The 15,219-nt window shown below is 33.2% G+C and carries 16 protein-coding genes; 6 read left to right on the top strand and 10 right to left on the bottom strand.

The genetic code is table 11. The annotated features are described in order from the left end of the window. The first annotated feature begins 51 nt into the window (after positions 1-51). Together EV144_RS14355 and EV144_RS14350 are read left to right on the top strand one after the other, a co-directional pair. On the top strand, positions 52-963 hold the full coding sequence (locus EV144_RS14355; protein WP_134149837.1) for a type IX secretion system membrane protein PorP/SprF: 912 nt from the start codon (positions 52-54) through the stop codon (positions 961-963). Between the two features lie 11 nt (positions 964-974). Next, positions 975-2,915, top strand: coding sequence for an OmpA family protein (locus tag EV144_RS14350; RefSeq protein WP_134149836.1), 1,941 nt, complete (start codon positions 975-977; stop codon positions 2,913-2,915). A gap of 86 nt (positions 2,916-3,001) precedes the next feature. Here the strand turns inward: EV144_RS14350 and EV144_RS14345 are convergent, their stop codons facing one another. The 8 genes from EV144_RS14345 to pyrR form a co-directional block, all read right to left on the bottom strand. After that, a complete protein-coding gene (locus EV144_RS14345; RefSeq protein ID WP_134149835.1) occupies positions 3,002-3,595 on the bottom strand; it encodes an XAC2610-related protein in 594 nt (197 codons plus the stop codon). A gap of 373 nt (positions 3,596-3,968) precedes the next feature. After that, positions 3,969-4,472 carry a CAP domain-containing protein gene (locus EV144_RS14340; protein ID WP_166670579.1) on the bottom strand — a complete coding sequence of 168 codons (504 nt, stop codon included), beginning with the start codon at positions 4,470-4,472 and terminating at the stop codon, positions 3,969-3,971. Positions 4,473-4,657: 185 nt separating this feature from the next. Continuing rightward, a complete protein-coding gene (pdxH, locus tag EV144_RS14335) occupies positions 4,658-5,302 on the bottom strand; it encodes a pyridoxamine 5'-phosphate oxidase (protein WP_134149833.1) in 645 nt (214 codons plus the stop codon). Positions 5,303-5,454: 152 nt separating this feature from the next. Next, the gene (locus EV144_RS14330) at positions 5,455-6,360 is read right to left on the bottom strand and encodes a ribonuclease Z (RefSeq protein ID WP_134149831.1); all 906 of its coding nucleotides are present in this window, start codon (positions 6,358-6,360) and stop codon (positions 5,455-5,457) included. A gap of 101 nt (positions 6,361-6,461) precedes the next feature. Further along, a complete protein-coding gene (locus tag EV144_RS14325) occupies positions 6,462-6,794 on the bottom strand; it encodes a ribonuclease Z (RefSeq protein WP_134149830.1) in 333 nt (110 codons plus the stop codon). A 221-nt stretch (positions 6,795-7,015) separates the two neighbouring features. After that, positions 7,016-7,942, bottom strand: coding sequence for an aspartate carbamoyltransferase catalytic subunit (locus tag EV144_RS14320; RefSeq protein ID WP_134149966.1), 927 nt, complete (start codon positions 7,940-7,942; stop codon positions 7,016-7,018). A gap of 81 nt (positions 7,943-8,023) precedes the next feature. Beyond that, positions 8,024-8,665 (bottom strand): DUF6891 domain-containing protein, encoded by a 642-nt coding sequence (locus EV144_RS14315; RefSeq protein WP_134149828.1) that lies wholly within the window; start codon positions 8,663-8,665, stop codon positions 8,024-8,026. Positions 8,666-8,695: 30 nt separating this feature from the next. After that, the gene (gene pyrR, locus EV144_RS14310; protein WP_134149826.1) at positions 8,696-9,235 is read right to left on the bottom strand and encodes a bifunctional pyr operon transcriptional regulator/uracil phosphoribosyltransferase PyrR; all 540 of its coding nucleotides are present in this window, start codon (positions 9,233-9,235) and stop codon (positions 8,696-8,698) included. Between the two features lie 137 nt (positions 9,236-9,372). Here pyrR and EV144_RS14305 point away from each other — a divergent pair, with 137 nt between their 5' ends. From EV144_RS14305 to EV144_RS24175, 3 genes are all read left to right on the top strand, one after another. Further along, positions 9,373-9,840: a hypothetical protein gene (locus EV144_RS14305; RefSeq protein WP_134149824.1), complete on the top strand. Its 468-nt coding sequence runs from the start codon at positions 9,373-9,375 to the stop codon at positions 9,838-9,840. A gap of 469 nt (positions 9,841-10,309) precedes the next feature. Next, the gene (locus EV144_RS14300) at positions 10,310-10,903 is read left to right on the top strand and encodes a dihydrofolate reductase family protein (RefSeq protein ID WP_134149822.1); all 594 of its coding nucleotides are present in this window, start codon (positions 10,310-10,312) and stop codon (positions 10,901-10,903) included. A 130-nt stretch (positions 10,904-11,033) separates the two neighbouring features. Beyond that, a complete protein-coding gene (locus tag EV144_RS24175) occupies positions 11,034-11,207 on the top strand; it encodes a hypothetical protein (RefSeq protein ID WP_166670578.1) in 174 nt (57 codons plus the stop codon). Between the two features lie 82 nt (positions 11,208-11,289). Here EV144_RS24175 and EV144_RS14295 read toward each other — a convergent pair whose 3' ends face one another. Together EV144_RS14295 and EV144_RS14290 are read right to left on the bottom strand one after the other, a co-directional pair. Then, positions 11,290-12,909: an ABC-F family ATP-binding cassette domain-containing protein gene (locus EV144_RS14295; RefSeq protein WP_134149820.1), complete on the bottom strand. Its 1,620-nt coding sequence runs from the start codon at positions 12,907-12,909 to the stop codon at positions 11,290-11,292. Positions 12,910-13,301: 392 nt separating this feature from the next. After that, a complete protein-coding gene (locus EV144_RS14290; protein WP_134149818.1) occupies positions 13,302-14,075 on the bottom strand; it encodes a TlpA family protein disulfide reductase in 774 nt (257 codons plus the stop codon). A 117-nt stretch (positions 14,076-14,192) separates the two neighbouring features. Between EV144_RS14290 and EV144_RS14285 the strand changes: the two genes are divergently transcribed. Then, positions 14,193-15,140 (top strand): WG repeat-containing protein, encoded by a 948-nt coding sequence (locus EV144_RS14285; RefSeq protein WP_134149816.1) that lies wholly within the window; start codon positions 14,193-14,195, stop codon positions 15,138-15,140. Positions 15,141-15,219: the final 79 nt, after the last annotated feature.

The following is a 15,219-nucleotide window of genomic DNA, read 5'->3' as shown; positions in this document are numbered from 1 at the left end:
TGAATTTCTCAACTAAGGAATCAATAGTAATAATTAAAATAATAATCTACTATGAGAACAAAATTATTTTTCTTCGTCATGCTGTTTGTAACATTTGCGGGATATGCACAACAAGATGCACAGTTTACGCAATACATGTACAACACGATAAATATAAATCCGGCGTACGCTGGTTCCCGAGGTGCTTTAAGTATTTTTGCTTTACACCGCGATCAATGGGTAGGGCTAGATGGATCTCCAAAAACCAACACTGTATCGGTAAATACACCAATAAACAACAGTAATATTGGCATCGGTGTATCTTTAGTAAACGATAAAATTGGCCCAACCAATGAAAATCAAATTTCTGTTGACCTCTCCTACACCATACCAACATCCGAAGACTGGAAACTTTCTTTTGGTATAAAAGGAACGGCAGATCTTTTTAATCTGGATGTCGATAAGTTAAATCCTGCAGATCAGGGAGATCCACAATTTCAAAATCTGAAAACTGATTTTTCTCCCAATATCGGAGCTGGAGTTTACTGGCATTCAGAGAGAGCTTACATTGGCTTATCTGTACCTAATTTTATCGAAACCAATCGCTACGATGATAATGATGTAGCCATTTATAAAGACAAAATAAACTATTATTTAATGGCCGGATATGTTTTTGATCTTTCTTACGATCTAAAATTTAAACCAGCAGTTTTAACCAAAATGGTCGAAGGAGCGCCACTTCAGGTAGATGCATCTGCAAACTTTATGTTTTTTGATAAACTAACTGTTGGTGTTGCCTACAGATGGAGCGCTGCGCTTAGTGCAATGGTTGGTTTTCAGATTTCAGACGGATTGTACATAGGCTACGGATATGACAATGAAACCACAAATCTAAAGAACTACAATTCAGGGTCGCACGAGATTTTCCTGCGCTATGAAATCTTCAAAAACAATGGTAAAATGACAACTCCTCGTTTCTTCTAAAAATAATGATCATGAAAAATTCAATACTACTTTCTTTAATACTCGTAAGTGCTTTTTTTTCATTAAAAAGTTATTCGCAGCAATCAAAAGTAAACTCCGGTGATAAAAAATATGATCAATACGCCTATATAAATGCAATAAAAACGTATGAAAAAGTTGCCAATAAAGGATACAAAAATGAAGATATGTTTAAGAAACTTGGAAACTCTTATTACTTCAACTCTGAATTTGACGGCGCTGCAAAATGGTATGGAGAATTATTTGTAATGAATACCAATGTAGAACCCGAATATTATTACCGATATGCCCAAGCACTAAAATCTACAGGAGATCCTGCAAAAGCAAATAAAATCATGGATGAATTTAATGCTAAATTTAAAAATGATGCAAGAGGACAGCTTTACCAAGACAATGTAAATTATCTAGACAAGATTAAAGCAAATTCCGGACGTTATAAAATAGAAGATGCCGGAATAAACAGCAAATATTCAGACTACGGAACTTTTGTTTACAAGAATAAAATCTACTTTGCTTCGGCAAGAGATACTGGAAATTTTTCGCAGCGAAAACACAAATGGACAGGAGAATACTTTACGAATATTTATGATGCCGATATCGATGCCGATGGAAATACGTCTAAAGTAAATAAATTTAAATCCGGCTTAAATTCAAAATTTCACGAAGCAACTCCTGTTTTTACTAAAGATGGCAAAACAGTATATTTTACCAGAAATAATTATGTAGAAGGAAAAAAGGGAAAAGATGCCAACAAAGTCACGCTGGTAAAAATATATAGAGCCACACTAGAAAACGGAAAATGGGAGAATATTGCAGAACTTCCCTTTAACAGCAACAATTACAGCACTGCACATCCTGCACTTAGTCCAGACGAAAACACTTTATATTTTGCGTCTGATATGCCGGGAACAATCGGACAATCTGATCTTTATAAAATTAGCATTAATAGTAACGGAAGCTTTGGAACACCCGAAAATCTAGGAAAAACTATTAATACAGAAGGCAAAGAAACATTCCCTTTTGTAACCAATGAAAACGAGATCTATTTTGCATCAGACGGACATCCCGGACTTGGAGGTTTGGATGTTTTTGTAGGTCAGATTACTCCCGATGGAAAAATTGATGATATTCAAAATTTGGGTGGCGATATTAATTCGTCAAAAGATGATTTTGCTTATAGTATTGATCCTGTTTCACGTAGAGGTTATTTCAGTTCAAACAAAGATGGCGGATTAGGTTCTGATGATATTTATAAATTTTTAGAAACCAAAAGATTAAAATGCATACAAGAATTGTACGGTGTTATTACAGATGCTGAAAACGGAACAATTTTACCAGGATCAAAAGTGACGCTGTACAGTAATCAAATGGAAATGAAAAACTCAGCCGTTGCCGATGCTTCCGGACGTTATAGTTTTCCGGTTGAATGTGGCAAAAGTTATAATGTAAGAGCTGAAAAAGAAGATTACACCACCAAAGAAGTCAGCATTACCATCGAAAAAACAACTGGAAAAACCGAACTGCCAATTGCGCTGGAAAAAGCAACTTGTAAAGTTACCGTTGGTGATGATTTAGGAAAATGTTTTGGTATAAAAATGATTTACTTTGATCTCGACAAATCAAACATTCGCACAGAAGCAGCCATTGACTTAGAAAAAATATTAGCCGTATTAAACGACAATCCAACAATGAAACTTGACATTCGTTCTCACACAGACAGCCGTGCGACATTCAAATACAATGAAGCCTTATCTGATCGAAGAGCAAAATCTACCATAAACTGGTTAATTCAAAACGGCATAAAAGCGAATAGACTAACCGGAAAAGGTTATGGAGAAACCCAGCTCGTAAACAAATGCGCCGATGACGTACCTTGTACAGAAGCCGAACATCAGGAAAACAGACGAAGCGAGTTTATTATTATTGCCTTATAGTTAATTAAATGTTTCATACTTTTAAAAAAAGCTGTCTAAAAAAAATTAGGCAGCTTTTTTATATAGCTGGATTTTAGATTACTAAATCAATATTTTACAAAAGACTTACTTACTAATTTCCATTTTTTTATTTTTAGATCATATTTATAAATCAATTTACATCTCTCATTTGCATTAGCATGAACTAAAGTAGTTAGCGTTTTCTTTGATTTATTAATTGATGTAGGAAAAAATGCTACAGTATCCGTTAAGAATTTATCACGTTCAAATTTTTGATTTTTACCTTGAATATAATACTCATAAATTGGACCGCCGTTTCCACCTGAATCTGATTTTACTGCAAAATCTTCTTTACCATCAAAGTTAAAATCAGCCACTATAAAATCGCCAAAGTCATTATCAATACTATCTCTATTCTCATTTATACCAGTAATATAAGATCTCACCGTTGAACAATTATTAAAATCTTTTTCAAAAATATATTCTGAATTAACAACAACAGTCTGAAGATTTTTTTGAGAAGTTTTATCAATTATTGTTACTTTAATTTTACAAGAGTTCTCATTTTCTCTTTGAAACCTGATATTGTAATTAAAAGATTTAGATAAATTTTTATGCAGGCAAATCTGTCCATGAGTGGAAAGTGAAATAAAAACAAAACAAATTAAAGATCTAATCATAGGTCAGTCATTTTATATCTTTAAAGTAAATACAAGTTAATGACTTACAAAGCTAAGAAAACAAACGCACTAGATAAATATCATTTTTGTCTAGATTTAAAATATTAATGTAGAGTTATTCCGAAAATTTCTCTTTTGCAGAATGACAAGATTCTGATAACGCCAAATATATTATAGCTATATTTTGTATATACTTTTAATACATTATTTATATAACAGTTCTCAAAAAAGAAGGTAAGCAAAGATTATAAAAACTTGCCAATCTTTGCGTAAATCTTATCCTTCTTTGGTAAAAAACAACGCAAAAAAAAAAGTCGTTGTAATTCAAAGAACTACAACGACAACTAAAAAACCAACCAGATTCAATCTTCCTTTAAATCTTAGCAAAAATATTAGTGTAATATATTTTTCCGGTAGCAGGATCCGTAGAAACCGACAAGCCAAAATGAGTGTAATCTCCTTCAATGTTTTCTTTGTGACCCGGGCTTTCTAACCAAGCTTTTAGAGCCGCTTGGGGAGTTTTGTAGTTGTACGCAACATTCTCACCCACTTTTTTAGCGCCAAGAACATTTACAATATTAGCAGAGCGTGAAGTAAAGTCATTATGATTTACAACATTATTAGCAATCATATATTTATTATGCTCTTCGCATTTAAAAGAAATATGATTTACCATTTCTAATGCATTCAAACCAATACTCACACGGTATTCGTTTATTAACTTCATTGTTTCCAATTCAGTATCATTATAAGTATAAGTGGTAATAAGCGTTTCAGTTGTAGTGCTACTCTCGCTTCCTTCGGCAGTATCAGCAGAACATGCGTTCACTGCAATGAGCATTGCAGTGAACAACATGACGCGCATAATCTTTTTCATAATCAACAGTAGTTTATGCTATTAAAGTAGATGTTGGGGCAAATCCTTTAAATATTTTTATTAAAATAAATTTCGTTTCTTTTTCTGCTTCAAACGTATCTATTTTATCGGTAAACTACAAAATTAATCGATGAAATACATAAAAATAATGTTTTGATATATAATTTTCCTACGTAAAACTACTCTTAAGAAGATAATCTTTCTATCTTCCAGGAAAAATCTGACTGACTTGTATAGCGAATTCTGTCGTGCAGTCTGTTAGGTCTCCCCTGCCAAAATTCTACTTCTAAAGGAGTTACTAAATAGCCACCCCAATTTTCGGGTCTTGGAATTGATTTTCCTTCAAATTGCTGTTCTAATTTCTTTAAATTCTCTTCTAAATAGGCTCTTGACGGAATAACTTCACTTTGATTTGAAACAATCGCACCCAGTTTACTTCCATCAGGACGAGAATCAAAATAACCGTCGGATATATTTTCTGATGTTTTTTGCGCAATTCCTTTTATGATAACCTGACGCTCCATTTCCTGCCAGAAAAACGACAGACAAACATGCGGATTCTGAGCAATTGCTTTTCCTTTTTCAGAATCATAATTGGTATAAAAAATAAATCCTTCTTCAGAATATTTCTTTAACAAAACCACTCTCGATTTCGGAAAACTATCCAAACCAATTGTAGAAACCGTCATAGCATTTACTTCTCCACTTCCGCCGAAATCTTCTACTTCATGAAACCATCTTTTAAAAAGATTAATCGGATCTTCGGGAATATTACTTTCAAGCAATTCACTTTTTTCGTAAGATTTTCTATAATTACTTAAATCATTCATAATTGTTGATTTTAGATTTTTGACTTTAGATTTTTTGTTTCAGGTTTCAGGTTTCAGGTTTCAGGTTGTCAGGCTGAGCGTAGTCGAAGCCCAGTCCAATTTTCAAGTTCCTAAAAAGCCTTTGAACCTCAGTCCCTTTGAACCTTTGTTCCTTAAAAAGAAAAACTAACCCCATCATCTCCCAAAAGCACATTTGGAAAAATTTCTTGGGCTTCTTTTTTAAAAGGTTCAATTCCTTCGTAGCGGGTTGAATAATGTCCTAAAATCAATTGCTTTGCATTTGCTTTAAGCGCAATTCTAGCGGCTTCTTTTGCTGTAGAATGTAATGTTTTTTGAGCCAAAGCAGCTTCTGATTCCAAAAAGGTAGATTCATGATATAAAACATCTACATTTTCAATAATCGGAATTACAGCTTCATGATAAACGGTATCCGAACAGAAAGCATAACTTTTTGGAGGAATCGGGTCAAAAGTCAATTTCTCGTTTGCTACAACAGTTCCATCGTCGAGTGTAATGTCACTGCCGTTTTTTATTTTCTGATAATAAGCAACATGTATATCGTAGTCCTGAACAGCTTCAACATTTAGTTTTCTTTCGTCTGGTTTTTCCTGAAAAAGATAACCATTGGTATAAACACGATGTTTTAGCGGAATTGTTTTTACAATAACACGTTTGTCTTCAAAAACAACTTCACTTTCTTTTGATTCTAATTCATGAAAAAATAAATCATAAGTCGTCCAGGATTCCGTTAATCTTAACTGAAGAAGAATAAGCTCTTTAATTCCTTTTGGACCGTAAATATGCAAATCGGTAGTTCTGCCTAACAAAGAAAATGTCGAAATTGTTCCGATTAATCCATATAAATGATCTCCATGAAGATGCGAAATAAAAATATGATTGATTTTTGAAAACTTGATTTTATTCTTCCGTAACTGCACCTGAGTTCCCTCACCACAGTCAATCAAAAATAGTCTGTTTTTAATTTCTAAAACCTGCGAAGTTGGATTGGTAAGCGTTCTGGGAGTTGCGGCATAACAGCCAAGTATAGTAAGATTCATTATTAATTTTAGATTTTAGAGTTCCGATTTTAGATTAATTATAGAGACGGAGATTTAAGATACAGATTCAATCTAAAATCTAAAATCAACAATCTAAAATTCTAAAAACCGAGGTCTCTTTCAATTTCTTCCATTTCGATAATATCGTGCGCTTCTAAAAGTGAAGGTACAACAACCAATTTATCAGAAATAGCATTAAAATCAAGATCAGCAGCTGCAATTACAAATGATTTTTTAGCTTTTTTATGTTGTTTCGAAAGTGGCAAAAACAGCTTTAAATCTTTCTCAGACAAATCAGAATGCGACAGCAAATCTATAATAACGTTTTGTTTTTCATAGGTTTTAAATTGCTGCGTTACATTTTCCAAAAAAGCATTCAAATCTTTTTTTGTATCCTTTATGGTAACGGTATGTCCTTTTACATCTACTTTCATTTTATAATTTTAGGGGGCTTATAATTTTAAGAGCTAAGGTACGAAGATTTTTTAATTTTAGAATTGAGTACAGATATTAGATTTTAGAGTTCAGATTTTAGATTTGTCAGGCTGAGCGGAGTCAAAGCCCCGTTCTGCATAAAGTCCTTCGTCTCCGCTCAGGATGACATGTGCAAATCGAACTTCGACTCCGCTCAGCCTGACAACTTGAAACTAAAAACCTATTGAATCTTAGAAGCCAGAAGATAAATAACCGCCATTCTAATCGCTACACCATTTTCCACCTGATTTAAGATCACAGATTGCTTAGAATCTGCGACTTCGCTCGTAATCTCTACTCCTCTGTTTATTGGTCCAGGGTGCATGATTACTATTTCTTTATCTAACGAATCTAATAATGTTTTATCAACTCCGTATTGCTGTGCATATTCTCTTGTTGAAGGAAAAAAGTTAACATCCATACGTTCGTTTTGTACACGTAACATATTGGCAACATCACACCATTCTAAAGCTTTTCGCAAGTTTGGTTCAACCGTAACACCAAGTGATTCGATATATCTCGGAATCAATGTTTTTGGTCCGCAAACTTTTACTTCTGCGCCCTGCAACTGCAAAGCATAAATGTTAGATAATGCAACTCTTGAGTGTAAAATATCACCCACAATAACCACTTTTTTTCCGGCAACATCGCCTAGTTTTTCTCTTATTGAATAACTGTCTAATAAAGCCTGCGTTGGATGTTCGTGCGCTCCATCTCCGGCATTTACGATACTGGCTTTGACATTTTTAGATAAAAAATAAGCCGCTCCGGGATTGGAGTGGCGCATTACAACCATATCTACTTTCATCGAAAGGATATTGTTTACGGTATCTATAAGTGTTTCTCCTTTTTTAACCGAAGATTGTGCAGCAGAAAAACTAATAACATCTGCCGATAAACGTTTTTGAGCTAATTCAAACGAAAGTTTAGTTCTGGTACTGTTTTCGAAGAAAATATTGGCAATCGTAATATCGCGTAATGAAGGAACTTTTTTAATTGGTCGGTTAATGACTTCTTTAAAATGATCTGCCGTTTCAAAAATTAGGTTTATATCATTCTCGTTGATGTATTTTATTCCTAATAAATGATTTACGCTTAATTCTTTCATTTTTGTTTCTTTAATATTATTTGTCAAATTCTGAATGACGAAATATTCAATCATTCAACGTTTCTTTAAAGAGCAGCTACTCTATTCGATCATTCTGTCAATTACTTCGCTGTAATCCTGCAAATCTCTTCCGTCTTCATTATAAATCTGCTGCCATCTAAAACCCGGAATTTCAATTTTTGATTTTGCCGTTCCGTTCCAGTTTACTTCCAGACCATTATTTTTAAGCACTTCGGCTACTTTTTTTCCGACACCAATTGTAGTTTCTTCATCAGAATTATCTACTTTTTGAAAAGCAATATACAAACCTGGATTTTCGGCAGCGATTGCTCTTGCTAAATCCTGTTCGTGGTAAAAGCAGTAACCATCAGATTCAACTTCATTTATCCGAAGTTCTCTTTCTACCTCAACCACTTCATATTCACCGTCGCTTGTCGTATATCCTGCATTATGAAGCGCGATAATATTTTGGCTGCATAATTCATCAAACGCTTTTATAATCTTTTCAGTATCTGTCGGGATTTTCCATTGTTTACTTTCCTGAAGTAACTTTTGGTATTCTTCGTCGATTTTTTCAAAAGCCCATTCTTCTGAAATTTCATCTTCAAATTCGTTGTCTTCTATTTCTTCCATGATGTTTTCTTTAATATCATCAATAGGAAGAAATCCCATTCTTACCTGATTAAAAATTGATTCATAAATAAACTCTTCGTTCTCTGTCATGATTTTCTTTTCAATTTTTAATAATTAAATTTAATTGGTAATCAAGTAAACAGCGTCTTCACCTTCGTTTTCTTTCCAGCTTACTTTTACTTTTTCATCATTAATAGCATCTACCTGACGGCCTCGATAATCGGGCTGAATAGGAAGATTACGGCTAAAACGTCTGTCAATTAACACTAACAATTCAATTTCTGATGGGCGTCCAAAAGACTGAATCGCAGTTAATGCCGAACGAATGCTTCGTCCCGTAAACAATACATCATCTATAAAAATGACTTTCTTGTTTTCGACTATAAAATTAATTTGAGTTTTATTGGCTTCCAGCGGTTTATCGGTTCTACGGAAATCATCTCTAAAAAAAGTGATGTCCAGATAACCCAAAGAAATCTCTGGAGTTTTGTATTCGCTCTCTAATATTTGTTTTAAGCGTTCTGCTAAAAAAACACCTCTAGGCTGAATTCCGATTAAAATAGTATCCGAAAAATCTAAGTGTTTCTCAATTAACTGACAAGCCAAACGATGGAGTATGATAGTAACTTCTTTTGAATTAAGTAATACTTTTTGGCTCATAATTTAGTGACTTATTTAGTTGGGCAAATATACGGAATCAAAATTTATTTGTTGGGATATAAATGTTGGAAAAAAATCTATCTTTTTTTATATGTTTACTTTTTTTAAACGCCAACTTTAAATTCAGAAAATTAAGAATGACAAATAATTACAAAAAATTAAAATTTTTTAAGATTACGGGAGGAATTATTTGGCTTCTAGAGTTAATTTACGGAAAAAACTATTTAGCTCCTAAACATAATTATTTAAGGACATTACAGCAAGGAACAGTAGGACGTGAAGTTGCAAAAATGTTAGACAGCAAACAATATAGATTAATACCCAAATTTGAAAACCACGATTTAAAGCATATTGTTCTAGAATATGAAATGACGATGAAAGATGAAATTAGAATGCAGGCTTATTTGATTGGAAATGGAAATTTAACTTTACCTTGCTTATTATTCTTTTCTTTAGGAATTTTCTATCCGACGATTTGGAAAGATTTATTTAAAGAATATCAAAACGGCAAGTTTACAAAATCAATTCATTTTCTAACTTTGAACGATTGTATGGAATTGCAACTAAAAGACATCAAAATTAAATACGGACGAATTAAAAACTAATCAAAGTTTCATGAAATTTCTAACAAAAACTAAAAACATATTTTTATTAGATAGCTTTGGAGCTTTGCTTACCACTATTCTACTCTATTTTATCCTAAGAAATTTCAATACTTTTTTTGGCTTATCTAAAGATGTTTTCAAATATCTTTCATTGCTTGCTTTGATTTTTTTTATATACTCAATCAGTTCTTATTTCTTTGTCAAGCAAAATTGGAAATCGTTTTTAAAAATAATCTGTACCGCTAATATTCTTTATTGTGTTTTGACATTGGGGGTAATCATTTATTATCGCCAAAGCATTTCTATTTTTGGTATCATATATTTTTTAGCTGAAATTCTAGTTATTATCGCACTCGTACTTTTAGAAGTAAAAATGATCCGAATCTAAATCTAGAACATTTCTCTAAAATCCTACAACACATTTCTCTGATTTTTAAGTAATTTTAAATTGAATTAAAAACTCGAAATCATGAGAAAAATAATCGTAATATCCATGATTACAATCGATGGCGTGATGCAGGCGCCGGGTGGCCCTGAAGAAGATACATCGGGCGGTTTTGAATATGGAGGCTGGGTCGCCCCATTTGGAGATGAGGAATCTGGTAAAGTTATGCAGGAACAAATGAAACCTTCGGATATTCTTTTGGGCAGAAAAACTTTTGATATTTTTGAAGACTATTGGCCAAAGCACGCAGAAGGCTGGCCTGGTATTAATGAGGTTACTAAATACGTTTTATCAACCACCAGAAAAAAATCAGATTGGGAAAATTCAGAATTCCTTTCTACTATAGAAGACATTAAAAAACTTAAAAATTCAGACGGCGGCGATATTAAAGTCTGGGGAAGCGCAACACTCGTTCAGCTTTTGCTGCAACATGATTTAGTTGATGAATTTGGGCTTTTAATTTATCCCATCATTTTGGGTAAAGGGAAAAAATTATTTGATAATGGTTCAGTTCCTTCAGCATTTACATTAATTGAAAGTACGGTTACGCCAAAAGGTGTAATCACTGTTAGTTATAAACGGGCTGGCGATGTGAAAACCGGAACTGTTGGAGAATAACAAAATCAATACAAATCCAAATCATAAAACATTTCCAAAAAATTATATAAGACGTTTTCTTTTTTATTGAAGTAATTTTAATAGTACAAAATACGTATCAATTTATTCAGTAAACTAAAAAGAAAACATCATGCAAAAGTTCATTACACGTATGTTAATGGTATTCGTAATACTATTTTCATTTACAAGCTGCGAAGTTATAGGAGACATTTTTAAAGCCGGAATGGGCGTTGGAATCTTCATCGTAATCTTCATCGTTGCTATAATCATTTGGATCATCAGCAAATTTATGGGAAGTAAATAAAACTAAAAAAAACAAACATAAAAAAATCCCAAATTCAATTTTTACATTGGAATTTGGGATTTTTTTTATTGTAATTTATAGATTAAAGATTATACATCTTCTTTCTTTGTTCCTGAATCTTTTCATCATCAAGATATTCGTCAAATGTCATGTAGCGGTCGATTACTCCGTTTGGTGTAAGCTCTACTACTCTATTACCAACAGTTTGTGCAAACTCGTGGTCATGTGTTGTGAAAATTACAGAACCTTTAAAGTTTTTTAAAGAGTTGTTAAAAGCTGTAATAGACTCCAAATCCAAGTGATTTGTTGGTTCGTCCAGCATTAAGATATTAGCGCGTTCCATCATCATTCTAGACAACATACAACGTACTTTTTCTCCTCCAGATAAAACTCTAGATGTTTTTAATGCTTCTTCTCCAGAGAAAATCATTTTTCCTAAAAATCCTCTAATAAAAACCTCATCGCGCTCTTCTTCCGTTTTTGCGTACTGGCGTAACCAATCTACCAAAGTCAAATCGTTTTCGAAGAAATCATGATTTTCAGCTGGTAAATAAGCTTGGTTTGTTGTAATTCCCCAATCAAATGTTCCAGAATCTGCTTGTTGCTGATTGTTTAGTATTTGATAGAAAGCGGTAGTTGCACGAGAATCCTTAGAGAAAAGAACGATTTTATCGCCTTTTGCCATATTCAAATCTACATCTTTAAACAAAAGTTCTCCGTCTACAGAAGCACTTAAGTTTTCTACATTCAAAATCTGATCTCCTGCTTCACGATCCTGATCAAAAATAATCGCAGGATAACGACGGCTTGAAGGTTTAATTTCAGAAATGTTCAATTTAGAAATCATTTTTTTACGAGAAGTTGCTTGTTTCGATTTTGCAACGTTCGCGCTAAAACGACGAATAAATTCTTCTAATTCTTGTTTCTTTTCTTCTGCTTTTTTGTTTTGCTGTGCACGTTGTTTCGCCGCTAATTGGCTAGACTCGTACCAGAACGTATAGTTTCCAGAATAATGGTTAATTTTTCCGAAGTCAATATCAGAAATATGTGTACAAACCGCATCTAAAAAGTGACGGTCGTGAGATACCACAATTACGGTGTTTTCGTAGTTTGCCAGGAAGTTTTCTAACCAAGCGATTGTCTCGAAATCCAAATCGTTGGTAGGCTCATCCATGATCAATACGTCAGGATTACCGAAAAGCGCCTGCGCCAAAAGCACACGAACTTTAATTTTTCCCTCTAGATCGGCCATTAATGTATAATGATGTTCTTCGTTGATTCCTAAGTTAGACAACATCGATGCTGCGTCAGAATCTGCATTCCAACCGTTCATTTCTTCAAATTGTACTTGAAGTTCTCCGATTCTGTCGGCGTTTTTGTCGTTGTAGTCTAAATAAAGTTCATCCATTTCTTTTTTAACAGCGTACAAAACTTTATTCCCCATCAAAACGGTTTCCAAAACGGTATGCTCGTCGAACATGTTGTGGTTTTGGTTTAAAACCGACATACGTTTTCCCGGTTCTAAATGTATGTGACCAGAAGTTGGGTCCATATCGCCCGAAATGATTTTAAGAAAAGTAGATTTTCCAGCACCATTGGCTCCAATTACGCCGTAAATATTTCCGTGTGTGAATGTGGTATTTACTTCGTCAAACAAAATTCGTTTGCCAAATTGAACTGATAAATTATTGACTGTTAACATGAATGTCTTTTTAATTAATTTGGTGCAAAAGTAGTGAAAAAGGTTCTAAGTTGCAAAGATGCTAAGGTGCTAAGTTTCTTGCTTTTTTTTGAACCATATAAGTTATATAAGTTCATTTAAAATGTAGCGCTTAATATTTTAATCTCGCTAAGGCGCAGAGGCGCAAAGTTTTTTTTCATTTTTGTCATTTCGACCGGAGGGAGAAATCACACTAGAAACTCCATACTGAATATCACAAATCTTTGTCGAGTTACGAGTGTGATTTCTCCCTCCGGTCGAAATGACAAACTTTATGTATAGTCAAAAAACTTTACGCCTCTGCTCCCGATAGCTATCGGGATTGCGAGATTCTCTCAACACAAAACTTAAATCACTTATATAACTTATATGGTTTAAAACCGGCTTTCTTTTGCCAAAGCGACTTCAAGGCTTTCGTAATTAGAAACTACTTTTTTTATTGTTCCTTGTTTATCCAAGATGAAATGCGTTGGGAATGCATTTAGCTGTAAAGTTTCATTCATATATACTTTCATATTCGGAATCACGGAATATGACAATGGTCTTTTTGCTAAAAATGTTTTTAATTGCTGTGGATTATCTTCGGCAAGACTTACGAACAGAATGTCTTTTCTGTCTTTGTATTTTGAAACTAATGCATTTACATGAGGAAATTCTTTAATACACGCTGCACAGTGAATGTACCAGCATTTGATTACGATTATTTTTCCTTTCATGGTTTCGTTTGAAACTATGTTTCCATTCAAATCTTTAAAAGAAAACTTTGGGAAAGCTGTTCCTTCCATTTTAAAATTATGTAAAGCATCAAAAGCTTCCTGCGAAATTGCTGCTTTTATACTTGTATCTGAATTGTGCTCTATTTTGAATAGTTTATAGGTATAAACGGAATCGTCTGATTGTAATCGAATTGGAATATAATTTCCTTTTGTCAATTCATTTAAAAAAGATTCTTTGCTGATTTCTTTCGAAACAGAATCTAGCGCTGTAAAATCTCTTGACAGCATTATTTTTTTGTTTTGATAGGCTGACCAACCTGCGTAATTATTTTGAATTTGAATGGGATCAACTTCTGGTTTTTCAGATTTTGTTTGTCCTGAGCAAGAAGTGAAAATTAAAATTGACGCTATAAAAAAGATTAGCTTTTTCATGAAATGGTATAAAATAAATCGGATTCAAAAGTACTCAAAAATCTAAGGACTTATTACTACATTTGAGTACAATACATTTTACCTTTCTTTCGTTTTCAATTTTAAAAGCCTTTTTTAATGAAAAAAATATTTGTTTCACTTTTACTTTTAAGCTGTTTATTTGGTTTTTCGCAGACAGAAAAACTTTTTTATTTTGTAGAAAGCGATAGTTTGGTTGGCGTAAAAAATCAGGACGGAAAAATTATTATTCCTGCAAAATATCTTTTTACGCAATCGGCAAGTGATGTCAATTCAAAAGAAGAAATTAAAGACCGAATCCTTTTTTCTATGCCTATTAAAGAAGGGCCAAAAGCCCACGACAGAAAAGGCAATTTTCTTTTTGAACCTTATATTTTCGATGCTGGCATTGATTATTTCAGTGAAGGTTATATGCGATTTACGGAAAATAAAAAGGTAGGATTTGCAGATAAAAACGGCGTTAAAATTATTCCTGCGAAATACGATTGGGTTTCTGCAATGAATTTTGGCTTTGCTGAATTTTGTAATGGCTGTCATTTTGATACTTCAAAAGATCCGGAGCATCCGCCTTTGGTTGGTGGTACTTGGGGGTTTGTGAATAAAAATGGTGTTGAAATAGTTCCGACTGATAAACGAAATCATCCTAAGGATTTTGAAACAGAAAAGCATCAATTTATTCCGTATCAGTTTCAATACAATGAAAAGGAAAAACAGATTCTTGATTTTTTCGAAAAAAGAAAAGAACAAATTGCCCAGATTGATGATTTCAATTGTAATCCTAAAATAATCTATTTTGAGATTGTTGAAAAACCATCTGAATTTGATCCCTTTTATAAAGTAAAAACGTTTGAATTGTGCAATTCTTATTTGCGTGGATCGGATGAAAATTATGATGATTTTAAAAACTTCAAAGTTTCACAAGATGGAAAAGATTTCTACGTAACCTATATCGAATTAGTTGATCACAAGAAATATTCTGAATATGTGGAGCGAAAAATTCCGGTTGATAAATGGATTAAGCAGAATCTCAAAAAAACGAAGAAATAAAAAAAACCCGGCAGTAGATTGCCGGGTTCATAATGCACTTATTCAGGTGAAAACCAAATAACAAATCACCTAAATTTGA

The sequence above is a fragment of the Flavobacterium sp. 270 genome (genome assembly GCF_004368785.1).
In the GTDB taxonomy this organism is placed as follows: domain Bacteria; phylum Bacteroidota; class Bacteroidia; order Flavobacteriales; family Flavobacteriaceae; genus Flavobacterium.
The sequence above is the reverse complement of the archived record's forward strand: the minus strand, read 5'-3'. Positions and strand labels throughout refer to the sequence as shown.

Coding starts and splice junctions, on each gene's coding strand:
- EV144_RS14355 (WP_134149837.1), top strand. CDS start 52: ATGAGAACAAAATTATTTTTCTTCGTCATGCTGTTTGTAACATTTGCG.
- EV144_RS14350 (WP_134149836.1), top strand. CDS start 975: ATGAAAAATTCAATACTACTTTCTTTAATACTCGTAAGTGCTTTTTTT.
- EV144_RS14345 (WP_134149835.1), bottom strand. CDS start 3,595: ATGATTAGATCTTTAATTTGTTTTGTTTTTATTTCACTTTCCACTCAT.
- EV144_RS14340 (WP_166670579.1), bottom strand. CDS start 4,472: ATGAAAAAGATTATGCGCGTCATGTTGTTCACTGCAATGCTCATTGCA.
- pdxH (WP_134149833.1), bottom strand. CDS start 5,302: ATGAATGATTTAAGTAATTATAGAAAATCTTACGAAAAAAGTGAATTG.
- EV144_RS14330 (WP_134149831.1), bottom strand. CDS start 6,360: ATGAATCTTACTATACTTGGCTGTTATGCCGCAACTCCCAGAACGCTT.
- EV144_RS14325 (WP_134149830.1), bottom strand. CDS start 6,794: ATGAAAGTAGATGTAAAAGGACATACCGTTACCATAAAGGATACAAAA.
- EV144_RS14320 (WP_134149966.1), bottom strand. CDS start 7,942: ATGAAAGAATTAAGCGTAAATCATTTATTAGGAATAAAATACATCAAC.
- EV144_RS14315 (WP_134149828.1), bottom strand. CDS start 8,665: ATGACAGAGAACGAAGAGTTTATTTATGAATCAATTTTTAATCAGGTA.
- pyrR (WP_134149826.1), bottom strand. CDS start 9,235: ATGAGCCAAAAAGTATTACTTAATTCAAAAGAAGTTACTATCATACTC.
- EV144_RS14305 (WP_134149824.1), top strand. CDS start 9,373: ATGACAAATAATTACAAAAAATTAAAATTTTTTAAGATTACGGGAGGA.
- EV144_RS14300 (WP_134149822.1), top strand. CDS start 10,310: ATGAGAAAAATAATCGTAATATCCATGATTACAATCGATGGCGTGATG.
- EV144_RS24175 (WP_166670578.1), top strand. CDS start 11,034: ATGCAAAAGTTCATTACACGTATGTTAATGGTATTCGTAATACTATTT.
- EV144_RS14295 (WP_134149820.1), bottom strand. CDS start 12,909: ATGTTAACAGTCAATAATTTATCAGTTCAATTTGGCAAACGAATTTTG.
- EV144_RS14290 (WP_134149818.1), bottom strand. CDS start 14,075: ATGAAAAAGCTAATCTTTTTTATAGCGTCAATTTTAATTTTCACTTCT.
- EV144_RS14285 (WP_134149816.1), top strand. CDS start 14,193: ATGAAAAAAATATTTGTTTCACTTTTACTTTTAAGCTGTTTATTTGGT.